Source organism: Nitrospira marina (assembly GCF_059568365.1).
In genome coordinates this window covers 1094568-1107556 of record NZ_JCANTH010000001.1, presented here as the reverse complement: position 1 = coordinate 1107556, position 12989 = coordinate 1094568, and the positions used below count along the sequence as shown (strand labels likewise).

Genomic DNA, 12989 nt, shown 5'->3' with positions numbered 1-12989 from the left:
CCTCCGACTCACTCCCAACGCCCTCGAGATTATAGGTGAACCCGCTGGGCCTCAACTGCATTGTTCACCGCGTGCGATTTCACCCACAAAGAAACTTGTTGGGTCCGAACGGGGCGATCCTGCCAGGCTAACTACTTCGTCCGAAGGCCAACACTGCACCCAGCATGATGATGGGATAGTCCAACTGCAACTGATCGATTAGGGCATAAAGAGCAACATGTCCTAGGGCAAGAAGGTGGCCGCTTTTAAAAACTATCTTTCCATTTCCAGACATTTCAACTCCTGCTCGAAGAGCTGAATGCGTTGGTGCTCTGGAATAAGGGCTTGGGGATGGGGAGTCTGTCCTGGAGGTATAATTAGGTACGGTTTTCTGGATACCACTTTGGAGGTATTGCTTCTAGCGATTGGATATATTTTATTAAAAAGACTACATCTAAAGAAGGCGTAATCTGACAGATAAAACATTTATGAAATTAACTGGATACCTCGTCGGAGGTATTGCTTCTAGCGGTTGGATATATTTTATTAAAAAGACTACATCTAAAGAAGGCGTAATCTGACAGATAAAACATTTATGAAATTAACTGGATACCTCGTTGGAGGTATTGCTTCTAGCGGTTGGCTATATTTCAATGACCTGGAGTTTATCTAACATCAAGAGACGTAAGCTGCCATTGGAAATTTCAAGAAAGGTTAAATGTTCTATTAAACGTGGAGGGAAATGCATGAACCCCAAAATCTTACTTACAATGTTGTTAGGTGTGGCCTTTTTGTTTGGTACGTTTGGGCAGGCACACGCAGTTCCCATGCCGTATGACATTTCCGGCACTCTTAGTGGTGGCGGCTTACTGACGGGATCTATGGAGATAGATTCCGATGCTGGACCATTTAATTATATAGTTCCAACAACGTGGACGTTTATGACATCAGGCGGGGTGGATCCGATTGGAAACCCAATAAGCAACTTTACATACAGCCCTCTCTCATCCAGCTTGATATTCAATTTTTCCGCTTTATCGTTAATTTTCACTGACTTTGGAACGGGCCGATCACTGACTTTTACGGACTATAGTCCTTTGCTGAATCAACCAGGGCCTTACTCGGTTGGCTTAATAGCGGAAACTTACAAGTACTCTGCCTCTTATCAATTTTTTGGCAAAACTTACACGTATGACAAATTTGCTGTACGAGACGGGTCGGGCACTGCTGCTAGTCTTCCCGAACCCGCCAGCGTCCTTCTACTAGGCTCAGGGCTAGTTGCACTGGGGGCTTTGCGATTTCGAAAAGGTAACAAAGCCTGATCAAAGAGAAACTCATAGATTTTTCTAAAAGCCTGGCTCCATATGGTGTCAGGCTTTTTTGTTGATGTGAAGTTTGGAAAAACGCTGTTTTTGTCCATGAGAAACTATATTGTTTTTATGAAAAAAATACACACCCTGGTACAAAAAACCTCACAATATTTCCTACCCTTGGCTCTTGTTAAGTGTGAGAGCTAGGACAATGAATTCAGAACAAATGACTGAGAGAAGCGCTATTTTCACATAGGTGTCCGAGCCGTTACTCACACAGCGACTGAATCACTCAGTTGCACTTCAAGGCCATCGACAAACTGAAACCCCTCTACCACTTTTTCGTACTCCCGGAAAACTCGCAGTCCTCGCCACGTTTTTCCGCACACTGATCCACCCAACCTATTTACCAATTTTCCCGATAAATTGGCCCTTAAATCTAGTCCCGGAAGGCTGACTTTTTTAGGGCAGAGTTCGTGGCTTGAAGGAAGGACGTGTGTTGGAGAAAGTCTTCTAAAACGTTCACGGCTTCCGACGAGGAATAGCCGTAATCGGCGGCGATCGCGATGACGGCCCCTCCCCTCGCCTCTCCCAAAAAATATGCTGTGGCTTGCAGGAGTTTGGCCATGTAGGCATTGGAGGTCATTTGATCACCTAACCAATACCAACTCCACACCAGACGAGGCGCCATCCCGGACCGAATATGACTCTCCCTCACTGTTAGAGGGTAATTCTCCACAAGGGTTTCTCTGCGATTCTCGGATACCAGCTTCCAGCGGTTCTTATCAATAAGGGTATTGGTCTCACTGACCAATTCACTCCCCTGCTGCTGCTGTGTATACACTGCCAGGAACAGATGCACCTCCCGGTGCCCATCGGTGTAACTCCTGTTGAGGATGGTGTCGGCACCCTCAAAGTGTGGAGTCCAATTGCCGGCATAGTCGGACAGAGCATGCCAAGGGGAGGAGACCGCCAGGGAGAAGGGAGAAGGACCCAACGAGGTCGGAGGAGAAGAGGATAATGCCATCGCCCAAAGAGGCGCCAAGGCTACCACGCCCACACCACACCCCGCTACCATAGCCATCTGGACAAAAGATCTCCTCTGGGTGCCCCGACGAAACCATTCTCCGCCTTGTGAGGAAAGGTCCGCCTCCCCGACGGATGACGCACTCACCCTCTCCTCGAAGAGGGAAGGCTCAGGTTTATGTATCGCCAAGCCCACCCCAAAGAGCAGAAACATGACCACAATAAAAAACGCCCAGCCACCCAGAAGATGGTCCACTCCCGCTGCCAGTTCGTGATCCACGAGATACCCAAAAAGCGCAATGCCATATGCGCGCATCCCATTGGCCAGAATGAGGACCAGAATGGCAGCCAGAACAAATACCACGCGCCTCATCCAACTCCGGTAAACAACGCCCGCAAAAAACACCCCCAGCGTGGCGCCGGAAATAAGAGACCGTATTCCCGCACAGGCTTCGGCCACGTGCCAGCTGCCTGAAGGGGTCATAAAGTAGCGCCCTTCCCAGAAGACCGGAATCCCCGATAGTTGAAGCGCATTGACAGCAAAGAAGGCAGTAAAGTCTTGCAGGGGCGAAACCAGATCCGCTCCGACAGGGACAGCCAAGAAAAGAAACGCCAAAGGGAAGAGCAATACCTTAGTAACCTTATTGCCAGCCAGGGCCCACACCATGCAGGCGACCATAGTAACCCACGCTAATTGTTGGACGACTATCACCGATGTCACACGACCCAGGAGCCAAACCCCAGCGGACCCGCCGAGCAACAATAGCGCACACGGGTTCGCCCTGGGCACCAGAGTAGCCAGACGATGCCGCTCCCGCCATACAAGATACACACTTATGGGAAAAATCAAAAATCCATGGCCATACGTATCCGAGCCAGACCAGGTTTTGACTAGGGAAAAGGCCGTTGGGAAATAGAGGCCCAGCAGCGCGGCCCACGCTATTAGGAGAAGGCCAAGGACCTTGGCCCACTCGGAAGAGAGAAAACGAAGGGAAGACAAAGAAGAATGGGGAGTGCTCTCGGTCTGCATCCGAACCCTCCTACGAATTCCGGACGATGTGTGGACGAGGAAGATTTTGTTGGTGATGCGTAAAATTATTCTACGGGATATGGGTGGGTTATTCCACTTGATTCCCAAGCCACTTAAGCCCCTTACAATGGGTAATGATGCTCATCCAGGTCAAAAGGAGAGGCGCAAAAAACTAAGGGTTGGTTTGGTGTGCTCACCACCGTCAGGTTCCAATTCACCCCCTGAAGGGCTGAGTCAAATAACAACCTCCTGGAGGTTTCGGGAAAGTATGCGACCACATCGCCTGAACGAACAGCCCAAGCGAAGATGCGGTTAATCTCGCCGTTAATTTTGATGTTTCACTTCTAGCTGACGGTTCATTAGATAATTCCCCTGAACTCCGGAGATTTGGGGGGAAATGGTCGTCTTACAATCAAGATAAGGCCCTGATTATCAGTTTACATCAACAGAACGTTTGATCCCCATGAAAATACATCGGCTTTAAACAGGCCGCAGTTGAATACCTTCACGGGGGCGAGGAGCCCAATCGAGATTCCGATCATTATACCGCTACCAAAAATGGGCGTAATGACGATTAAATTCGACGTTTTCCTAAAAATATCTTTGCCCACGTTTCTGTATTGGAAACATGGTCTATTCACACTTGCGTTTCACTTCCCAATGAAATCTCCGGAGCCCCATTGAAGTCAAGAAGTAAGCACCAGGTTACTATTCCCAGTTTTATATGCCTCTAGGGATGTGCTTTGATAACCAGATCATCTGTCTCACCAGATCCGCCTTCGCATGACTGGAATCCTGGTCATTTACTGTAAGCCTCAAACGTTTTCCTCTTCCTCCTGAAAAGTAAAACTCAGGCGTTCGTTGGGAATTGGGATTATGTTCTGTGGAAAAGGTAGACTGGTGAAGGGGTGGAGTGTCCCCCGGAAACTTGGACCACCTGATAGGTTAGGTTTTCCTCCACCAAATCTGGCGCCCGTGCGGAGTACAGGTGCCGAATCGGAAGCACGGAAGAAAATCAAAACAGGGATGACGCTGCAGCCGACGGCCAAGTCAAAAACGCGGTGTGAACCTGGGATTTTGTCCACAATGTGACTCGGGACGACCACGCATTTTTGCTGTCTGACCGTGACGGATGAGAAGACGCGGTGGTGTCTGGCCATTGAGTGAGGCCAGCTCCTTCTCACATGAGGGGATCCTCGCGTCCCTCCCACGGTTAATCGCGCAGTAGGGATGCTCACAGTATATTCGCAGTGAAAATGGCCCAGAGTTGGTGGCTGAGGCATTGCTCCCGTTTTTTGAGGAGCAGAGCCTCACTCCGAAGCGTATCACACAAGGGGAACCGTGGCAGAATGGGAGCAACGAAAGCTTTAATGCTAAGTTTCGATGGGAATCTTTTGATGGTCGAGCAGACTTTTCAAGCCAGGCAGGGGAAAATTGATCGCACACAAATGGCTTTTAGGCGACGATTATCAGGCAGAGTAACGGAAAGGTCGGAGTAAAGCCAGCTTCTGTGACAACCACGGAGGCAGCATCACTCAGAAAATCAAACATGCCGAATGACCAAAGAAAGGGGGCAGGTCAGGGGCAGCTAAAAAAGAAGAGTTTTAAAGTAGGAATAGAGGTTCCGTGACGCATCAAGCATTTTTAATTTCTTTCCAAAATGACTAAAACTCCATAGCTTTACCCAACTGACCGATTAGGCTAGGGGGCCACGAGTTAAATGTGCAGAAACAGTTGCATTCATTTACAATCCTGGCAGACCTTATACATTCCGAAATATCCAAGTCGTATACAGCAGACGTGAATGGATACCTTTTTAACTATCGAGAACCCGAGGACGCAGCCTATTCTCTAGCCTGACATGAAACCGATCTCCAATCCCCAAAATCCCTTTTCTCCGGAAGTTCGCGAGCGCCTGGAGCCGCCTGCACCCGTGACCCCGGACATCTACGAAGAAACGGTGAAGACCATCCTCAGCCACAATACCAGCCCCGACCTCCCCTTTCGATGGAGCCTGAATCCCTATCGTGGGTGCTTTCATGCCTGCGCCTACTGCTATGCTCGCCCCACCCACGAATACTGGGGGTTTGGATCTGGAACGGACTTCGAATCCAAACTGGTCGTCAAGGTCAATGCTCCTGCTAAGCTTCAGGAATCATTGCTCAAGCGATCCTGGCAAGGGGAATTGATTGTTTTTTCCGGTAATACCGATCCCTATCAACCCTTGGAAGCCACCTACAAACTGACCCGATCCTGTCTACAAGTCTGTGCAGAATTTAATAATCCGGTTGGACTCATCTCCAAATCCGCCCTCATCGTGCGAGACATTGATGTGTTGCAAGAACTGCGTGACAAAGCATGGGTGCGCGTCTTTTTGAGTATCCCCTTTGCCTCAGATGACATCGCCCGAAAGGTTGAACCGCAAGCCCCCTCAATTACGAAACGGTTTGAGACCTTAGAACAGTTGTCCAAAGCCGGCATTTCAACCGCGGTCTCGATTGCCCCCGTCATTCCGGGATTAAATGAACACGACATTCCACAGATTTTATCGCGAGCGCGCGATGCCGGAGCCAAACATGCTGCCTATATTCTGTTGCGTCTCAACGATAACGTGGAACAGGTATTTATTGAACGGATGACGCATCATTTTCCCGATCGAATCCAGAGAATCCTCGCCCACCTCAAAGTAGTTCGAGGAGGACAAGTTGGGGATCGAACGTTTTTCAAACGCCATGTTGGGGAGGGGAAAACATGGAATGTCATCGAGCAACTATTCGACACCTCCTCAAGGAAACATGGTTTTCAAGACAATCCCGATACACCCATTCCTTCTACTTTTCGACGGCCAGGACCCACACAACTCTCTCTGTGGGAGTTTTGAAAAAGGCCACCAGCGGCCTTCTTACCCCTTGGCCTGGCTCCTTTACTCCTCCGTACGTTCCGCCAAACCAAAGAGCTGCGGCCTTGCTGGATGAACCTTTTTGAATACTCTTGAATCTTTTCAAATGGCTTTAGATCACCCGCATGTGGGTCTAAATAGGAATACTATTTCAATTTTTATGCAGACTCTCCGTTAGAGGCTCCTCCATCATAACTCCAACCGGGAACACGCCGTTTGGCAAGACCATGAGTCCTTCAGTACAATCCACCTCTGACCATTCTCCTTGCTCATTCAGAACCAAAGGACACACCCTATCTCATGATTCTTTCTTTACGGCCCTCACATATCTTGTGGTACCTGCCCCTAACCCTGTTCATCATAATCCTCATGGGGTGCAGCGAAGACAAAACACCCTGGCAGCTCCACACCGAACAAGGCACAGCCATGATGGAACAGGGAAAGTTCCCGGAAGCTGAACAGGAACTGAAAGCTGCGCTTGAACTGGCCGAACAGTTCGAAGGCCAGGACCCTCGCCTCACCCAGTCCATCACCAATCTGGCGATTCTGCACAATGCGAAAGGGGAGCCCGAACAGGCTGAAACCCTCCTTTTGAAAGCTGTGGCCATTCATGAAGAAGGGCCAAATCCTCAGACAGCCGAGTTAGCAGCAAGCCTCAGTAATCTTGGCGCGTTATATGTCACTCAACAGAAGTTCGACCAGGCTCAAGCCTCATTCGAACGAGCCTTAACCGTTCGGGAACAGGCTTTAGGTCCTGATAATCCCGAGGTTATACGTGACCTGGAAAATCTCGCAGCACTGTTTGTCCGGCAAGCCCACTATGCCCAGGCGGAACCCTATCTGAAGCGCGTTCTCGACAGCCGGGAAAGAACCACAGGACCGGAAGCGCCTGAACTCATTGAACCACTCAATAATCTCGCGCTCCTCCATCGAGCCCAGGAACAGTATGACCAGGCAGAGGCGTTATTACTCCGGGCTCTAGCCATCAAAGAGAAACAAATTGGCCCCACCAATCCCCATCTCCTCGGCAGCTTGAACAATCTGGCGCTTCTCTATAGTACGGCTAAGCAATTTTCACAAGCGACGCCTGTGTTGGAACGAATGCTGACGATTAGCGAAGAGGGGTTTGGCAAGGACCATCCCCGGGTTGCCATCATCCTCAATCAATTGGGAGAAATCCACAGACTACAGGACCAACCTGAGCAAGCCATCCCCTTAATCCAACGCGCCATTGCCATTATTGAACAGGCAGAAGGGCCCGAACATTCAAGCTTGAGCGGCCCTCTCAATAATTTAGCGTTACTGTATGTCACCACAGGACAATATGATAAAGCCGATCCCTTGTTTCAACGGACTATCACTCTCACGGAACAGACCATGGGGAAAGATCATTTTCGGGTTGAACGAGCGCTTAGAAATTACGCCACCCTATTGCGAAAAATAGGTCGAACCGAGGACGCCGTCACGCAGGAAACGAGGGCCAATTCCATTCACGAAAAAAATAATCCTACACTGACATCTTCTCCGGGGTAGGACGCTATCCTGGATACATCCGACGCACGGACCTTCACACGCAGCGGCCTCTGATCCTGTCTCAGGCCGCCTCCACGATATTCCGCCCCTATGTTTCCCCCCTCTCAGGGCATCTGGGGTTATCTAAATATGTAGGTGAACCTCCATGTGTGAGGCACCAAACACTTTCCTCTAAAAGCGTACCCTGCAAATAGGCGAATTAAGGTGAATGCTGTGCATCATCCCCACGCCCTTGCTACTGTTCACATGACATGTAGGGTCCCATTTTTCCAAAGCATCCGAGTCGATACCTGGTAAGATTGTCATCTCCTAAGCTTTCATGCCGTCATCATTTTTTTGATCTGATTTTCATTCTGATGAGGAACGTGAATTTCTCTTGACACTTTTTTGACAATCCCCTAAGGTTGCACCTCAACGATGACATCCCCGACAACATCATGGAGCTTCTTCTCCGGATGGAATTGACTACAGGCCGAATGATAACACGTCACGCTGACCTCTCCTTCTTGGGCTCTCTCAAAATCGTTCTCAGTGCCATGGTTTTGGTCGCCTTCACACAAGGCTGTTCGACGAACCTCAAACCGATTCAAGATTTCGCAAATCTTTCGGCAGAGTCGGCTCAGTATACGACCCTGGTGGATGAATACCTGGATTTTCCGAATCGGCAAAAACGCTATCAACCCCCAAGCCGCCATGCCAATCTTGATGCTATGGCGCAGGACCGTGCCACACAAAAAACGTCTTTACTCCTCCGCCAATCAATTATTGAGACATACATGAAATCCCTGGGGCGTCTCGCGGCTGATGAAGTGGTTGATAACACCGAAGAACTGGCGCAACTCTCGACTGTCTTGGAATCTCATGCATCCGCCAGTCCACAAGAGGCAGAAGCGTTTAAAAAAATAGCCGGCATCGTGACCACCGTGGCGGTGAAACGATGGCGACAAGATCAACTTCAGAATCTTATCGAACAAGCCAACACGCCTATTCAACAGGTACTCGAATCCTTACACCGCATCGTGTCAGACGGATTTGGCGGAGATCTCCAAACGGAAGAAGCCGCCATCCAAAATTATTACATGACTCTGACCATGGAATCCCAAGATCCCGCAGGGAAAGCCGCGTTAGCCGAATGGAAAGACCTCAGAATGTCCCAGGTCCACGAACGATCTGAAGCCGTCCAAATATACGGGAAAGTCTTGGACCAAATTTCTGATGGGCACCAACGACTTTTTGATCAACGTCAGAATTTGACAAAGAAAGAGGTCCTACAACAGGTTGGGAAATCCGTCAAAGACCTTCGGTCATTACTGGAAACCATTAAAAAACTGTAAGCGAGGACTGTGATGGCCTTGAGCGCTGAAGACGCCTTTGAATTATCCAAACAATTCCGTGATCTCGGCATTAACCTCGGAAATTACCGGTTTGCCAATTGGAATAATCTGACCCCGACACAACGGCGTGACTTGGAAGACGAGGAATGGTCGCTTTTGAACTCCTCTTCGGACATGACCACGAAAGCCGTGGGGTTGGCTTTGGAAGAATCAGAGATCAATGCCCAAAGCATTAAAAGTTCGATAGGCAAAGCCAAGCGGGCGATTAAAAAATTAGAAAAGGTCGGTGAAGTGATCAAAGTCGCTACCGCCACGGTCGGCCTTGCTGCAGCAATCGTGGCTAAAGACCCAGGCGCCATTGCCAAAAACGCCAAACTCGTCCTGGAAGCCGCTGACGTGTAGGTCGCCCGGTCTTTCCCGTCCCCTTATGCAGCCGTCATCGGGCCACAGTCGATTGCATGAGACTATTGGCTTGCGGCGGAGAAAATCCTTGAAACCCCCGATGACGCTCAGCCAATTCTAAGACTGAAAACGCGTGACCGTTCACGTGCTCGGGCACGGTAAAAATCTGCCGAAGATCTCCTCCCCGTTCCCCCACAATCTGTCCCGCAAACTTCACCCCTTTGGCGGTCAACCGTTCCATACCGGTTTCAATCTCCGCCACACGCACGGCAATATGATGCAGCGTGCGATCCCCGAATTGCTTGACCCATCCGGGAATAATACTCGTCTTTCCCCGTTCATCCGTATACGCCTGATCAACAAATAAGGCGGGACATCCGGGTGCCCGGTAGACCTTGGCCCACCAATCGTCATACTCCAACGTTTCAGAATAGGCATACCCCATTAACAGAAATTCCTCGGCCCGTGGATCAATCGACGACGTGCGCACGGTGATATGATCCACAACCGGGAACAGTCCGATGCCAATCTCCTCCAACGCATCTTTGACAATCGCGGCCGCATGGTTTTTGGCAGCATATTCGTGAATGTATCGCGTAATCACCTGTTCGAGTTCGGAACGCTGATTCATCACTCTCCTCCCTGGTTACTCCACAGAAAATGTGATTCCTTGCGCCAGCGGCAGTTCCGCCCCCCAATTAATCGTATTGGTTTGCCGACGCATATACGCTTTCCAGGCATCAGAACCGGCCTCTCGCCCCCCGCCTGTTTCTTTCTCTCCACCAAAGGCGCCTCCAATCTCCGCCCCTGATGTGCCGATATTCACATTCGCAATCCCACAGTCGCTCCCTTGCCCAGACAAAAACTGTTCGGCATGGCGCACATGCAAGGTAAACAATGAAGAAGACAACCCTTGCGGCACCTGATTTTGGAGGGCAATCGCGTTGTCCAATGTGACATACGGCATGACATATAAAATCGGCGCAAACGTCTCCCGCTGCACCACCTTCCACTGATTTTCAGCACGTACGATCGTCGGCTCGACAAAAAACCCGGGACCCTCGATCACACCCCCGCCATAGAGAATCTGTCCACCATCCTGCACCACTTCCTCGAGTGCAATACGATATTCCTCCAAAGCCCGCTCATCGATCAGCGGCCCCATTAACACCCCTTCGTTCAACGGATTACCCACCCGGACCTGCTGATAGGCCCGAAGCAGACGTTCCACGACCTCCTTATACCGTGTCTCCTGCACAAACAACCGGCGGGTCGTCGTGCATCGTTGCCCGGCAGTGCCCACCGCCCCAAAGACAATGGCAGGTATGGCCAGATCCAAGTCAGCCGTCTCATCGACAATCACGGCATTGTTCCCGCTAAGCTCCAACAGGCTACGCCCCAATCGCTGGCCCACGACTTTCGCAACCTTTTTCCCCACGGGCACCGAACCGGTAAACGAAATCAATGGCAAGCGTTCATCAGCCACCATCGTCTGCGCCAATTCAACCTGGTCCGTAATGAACACGGAAAAAATCCCCGGTGCATCCTGTTCCTCCATTACCTGGTTACAGATATGCTGAACGGCTAAAGCACAGAGGGCGGCCTTGGGGGAAGGTTTCCACACCACCGTATCGCCGGCGATCGCGGCCAGGAAGGCATTCCACGCCCATACGGCAACGGGAAAATTGAAGGCCGTGATCACCCCCACCACGCCGAGTGGATGCCACTGTTCATACATCCGGTGTTGTGGCCGTTCGGAGTGCATCGACAAGCCATACAGCATGCGGGATTGCCCTACCGCAAAATCCGCCATATCGATCATCTCCTGCACTTCCCCGTCACCCTCAGCCTTAATCTTTCCTACTTCCATCGACACCAGGGACCCTAGCGCATCTTTTTTCGCGCGCAGGGCGTCGCCGATCAACCGCACCACCTCCCCGCGCTTCGGAGCGGGAACTTGCCGCCACTCTCGATATGCCCATTGCGATTCCTGAACGAGGGTGTCGTAGTCCGCCCCGGAGCACCGGTTCACTTGAGCCAGAACCTGTCCCGTCGCGGGATTCACCGAATCCAGGAGACCCTCGGTGGTCGTCGTCATCCAACGCCCCTGGCCGGAACACGCACCGGCATTTACCTCTTTTAACCCCAGTTCATGGAAGACATCCATCACGCGCTCCATTTTTTTTGACACACCATCGGCTCATCACGAACACGAATCATCCGGTTGAAAATACTGCCCGAACCGGTTATCCAGGATTGAGGGCAGATCAAACGTCTCTTGGGTCACAAATCCCCGATACGCCCCGGGACGCCTAAAGACCAGGTCGACTACACTGCACATCCCGGCTGCCGTCGTCACCTGAATCGCAGACCACAATTTACCGGCAATCATCTGTGGATAGATTTTCTGTACAAAATTTTCTTCATAAAGCTCTCCTTTTCGAAGACCCGTCACCGAGGTATAGATCAGGACCACATCCTGCAAGGTCTTCGGCACGGCCTTTTCCAAAATACGCTTCAAAGTCTCCCGGTCATCATTGAGTTTGAGGTCATTCATCAACAGATGAATTTTTTCACAATGGCCGGGATAGCGCAGGGTCTTATAATTCATTGTCCGGACCTCGCCCGCATACGTATCCGCCAATGTCCCCAGCCCACCCGAGGTATTAAAGGCCTCGTATAGCAGGCCATCGATCGAAATGGTTTCGTATCCTTCCAGAGGCAGCAACGGCACTTCCTGGCTATTCTCAATGCCATAGCACGTATTGCCGTATTCATTAATCAAGCCATCCGTCGACCACGTCAGCGAATATTTCAACACATTGCTGGGATTCACCGGCAACGCCCCAACCCGCATTTTCACCATATCCACGGTATCAAACCGGGTCATGAGTTCATGCGCGACAATGCTGATAAATCCCGGCGCCAACCCGCATTGCGGTACAAATGCCGAGGACGCTCCCTCACTGACCTCACGAATCTTCCTTGTAACTTCCACATCCTCGGTTAAATCAAAATAATGCGCCCCACACGCGCGAGCTTGCTCTCCGACCGCCTGGTTGCAAAAATACGGAAGACAGGAAATAATGCCTTCCGGTCCGACCGAATCGATAAACCGACCCAGGGCTTTGGCATCCTGGACATCGACAGATGACACCTGAAAATGGTCATGGCCGATATCCTGTTTCAGCCTGGCAACCACTTCCGGATCGACATCTCCCAGCACCACTTCAAAGTCTCCACACTCCACCAGTAACGTGGCAATCAGCGATCCGATTTTGCCTCCACCAAGAATACACATTTTACCCATAGACATTCCTTTCTCAGAAAATCTTGCCTTTTTTCTATTTTACTCCTTTTTGGCAGTCATGGTAGTAGCCTGAGGGTGTTTAAAAAATTTTTGTCTCCATAATCTGTGATTCAGGAAAAAAGCTGGAACATGTGGTTAGCCCAATATGACATTGACACCTCACTCA

11 protein-coding genes are annotated in these 12989 nt (G+C 50.5%); 6 read left to right on the top strand and 5 right to left on the bottom strand.

The genetic code is table 11. The features are described from left to right. Nucleotides 1-127: 127 nt before the first annotated feature. Nucleotides 128-274: a hypothetical protein gene (locus LX98_RS04610; RefSeq protein WP_496427774.1), complete on the bottom strand. Its 147-nt coding sequence runs from the start codon at nucleotides 272-274 to the stop codon at nucleotides 128-130. 451 nt (nucleotides 275-725) lie between these two features. Here LX98_RS04610 and LX98_RS04605 point away from each other — a divergent pair, with 451 nt between their 5' ends. Then, on the top strand, nucleotides 726-1301 hold the full coding sequence (locus tag LX98_RS04605; RefSeq protein WP_496427773.1) for a PEP-CTERM sorting domain-containing protein: 576 nt from the start codon (nucleotides 726-728) through the stop codon (nucleotides 1299-1301). Between the two features lie 427 nt (nucleotides 1302-1728). On the opposite strand, the gene xrtA is transcribed toward LX98_RS04605, so the two are convergent. After that, the gene (gene xrtA, locus LX98_RS04600; protein WP_496427772.1) at nucleotides 1729-3345 is read right to left on the bottom strand and encodes an exosortase A; all 1617 of its coding nucleotides are present in this window, start codon (nucleotides 3343-3345) and stop codon (nucleotides 1729-1731) included. 1270 nt (nucleotides 3346-4615) lie between these two features. Here xrtA and LX98_RS04595 point away from each other — a divergent pair. The 5 genes from LX98_RS04595 to LX98_RS04575 all read left to right on the top strand — a co-directional run bounded on the left by LX98_RS04595 (nucleotide 4616) and on the right by LX98_RS04575 (nucleotide 9513). Beyond that, nucleotides 4616-4783: an integrase core domain-containing protein gene (locus LX98_RS04595; RefSeq protein WP_496427771.1), complete on the top strand. Its 168-nt coding sequence runs from the start codon at nucleotides 4616-4618 to the stop codon at nucleotides 4781-4783. A 423-nt stretch (nucleotides 4784-5206) separates the two neighbouring features. Continuing rightward, complete coding sequence (locus LX98_RS04590) at nucleotides 5207-6226, top strand: PA0069 family radical SAM protein (RefSeq protein WP_496427770.1); 1020 nt, start codon at nucleotides 5207-5209, stop codon at nucleotides 6224-6226. Between the two features lie 318 nt (nucleotides 6227-6544). Next, nucleotides 6545-7777, top strand: a complete 1233-nt coding sequence (locus LX98_RS04585) for a tetratricopeptide repeat protein (protein WP_496427769.1) — start codon at nucleotides 6545-6547, stop codon at nucleotides 7775-7777. 476 nt (nucleotides 7778-8253) lie between these two features. Next, nucleotides 8254-9111 (top strand): hypothetical protein, encoded by an 858-nt coding sequence (locus tag LX98_RS04580; protein ID WP_496427768.1) that lies wholly within the window; start codon nucleotides 8254-8256, stop codon nucleotides 9109-9111. Nucleotides 9112-9123: 12 nt separating this feature from the next. Beyond that, nucleotides 9124-9513, top strand: a complete 390-nt coding sequence (locus LX98_RS04575) for a hypothetical protein (RefSeq protein ID WP_496427767.1) — start codon at nucleotides 9124-9126, stop codon at nucleotides 9511-9513. A 34-nt stretch (nucleotides 9514-9547) separates the two neighbouring features. Here LX98_RS04575 and LX98_RS04570 read toward each other — a convergent pair whose 3' ends face one another. From LX98_RS04570 to LX98_RS04560, 3 genes are read right to left on the bottom strand one after another with little or no spacing between them, the layout of a single operon-like run. After that, nucleotides 9548-10144: a VOC family protein gene (locus LX98_RS04570; protein WP_496427766.1), complete on the bottom strand. Its 597-nt coding sequence runs from the start codon at nucleotides 10142-10144 to the stop codon at nucleotides 9548-9550. 15 nt (nucleotides 10145-10159) lie between these two features. After that, the gene (amaB, locus tag LX98_RS04565) at nucleotides 10160-11680 is read right to left on the bottom strand and encodes an L-piperidine-6-carboxylate dehydrogenase (protein ID WP_496430568.1); all 1521 of its coding nucleotides are present in this window, start codon (nucleotides 11678-11680) and stop codon (nucleotides 10160-10162) included. Between the two features lie 36 nt (nucleotides 11681-11716). Further along, nucleotides 11717-12823 (bottom strand): saccharopine dehydrogenase C-terminal domain-containing protein, encoded by a 1107-nt coding sequence (locus LX98_RS04560; protein ID WP_496427765.1) that lies wholly within the window; start codon nucleotides 12821-12823, stop codon nucleotides 11717-11719. Nucleotides 12824-12989: the final 166 nt, after the last annotated feature.

Excerpts from the sequence above, each read along its gene's own strand:
- LX98_RS04610 (WP_496427774.1), bottom strand. The coding sequence starts at position 274 with ATGTCTGGAAATGGAAAGATAGTTTTTAAAAGCGGCCACCTTCTTGCC.
- LX98_RS04605 (WP_496427773.1), top strand. The coding sequence starts at position 726 with ATGAACCCCAAAATCTTACTTACAATGTTGTTAGGTGTGGCCTTTTTG.
- xrtA (WP_496427772.1), bottom strand. The coding sequence starts at position 3,345 with ATGCAGACCGAGAGCACTCCCCATTCTTCTTTGTCTTCCCTTCGTTTT.
- LX98_RS04590 (WP_496427770.1), top strand. The coding sequence starts at position 5,207 with ATGAAACCGATCTCCAATCCCCAAAATCCCTTTTCTCCGGAAGTTCGC.
- LX98_RS04585 (WP_496427769.1), top strand. The coding sequence starts at position 6,545 with ATGATTCTTTCTTTACGGCCCTCACATATCTTGTGGTACCTGCCCCTA.
- LX98_RS04580 (WP_496427768.1), top strand. The coding sequence starts at position 8,254 with ATGATAACACGTCACGCTGACCTCTCCTTCTTGGGCTCTCTCAAAATC.
- LX98_RS04575 (WP_496427767.1), top strand. The coding sequence starts at position 9,124 with ATGGCCTTGAGCGCTGAAGACGCCTTTGAATTATCCAAACAATTCCGT.
- LX98_RS04570 (WP_496427766.1), bottom strand. The coding sequence starts at position 10,144 with ATGAATCAGCGTTCCGAACTCGAACAGGTGATTACGCGATACATTCAC.
- amaB (WP_496430568.1), bottom strand. The coding sequence starts at position 11,680 with ATGGATGTCTTCCATGAACTGGGGTTAAAAGAGGTAAATGCCGGTGCG.
- LX98_RS04560 (WP_496427765.1), bottom strand. The coding sequence starts at position 12,823 with ATGGGTAAAATGTGTATTCTTGGTGGAGGCAAAATCGGATCGCTGATT.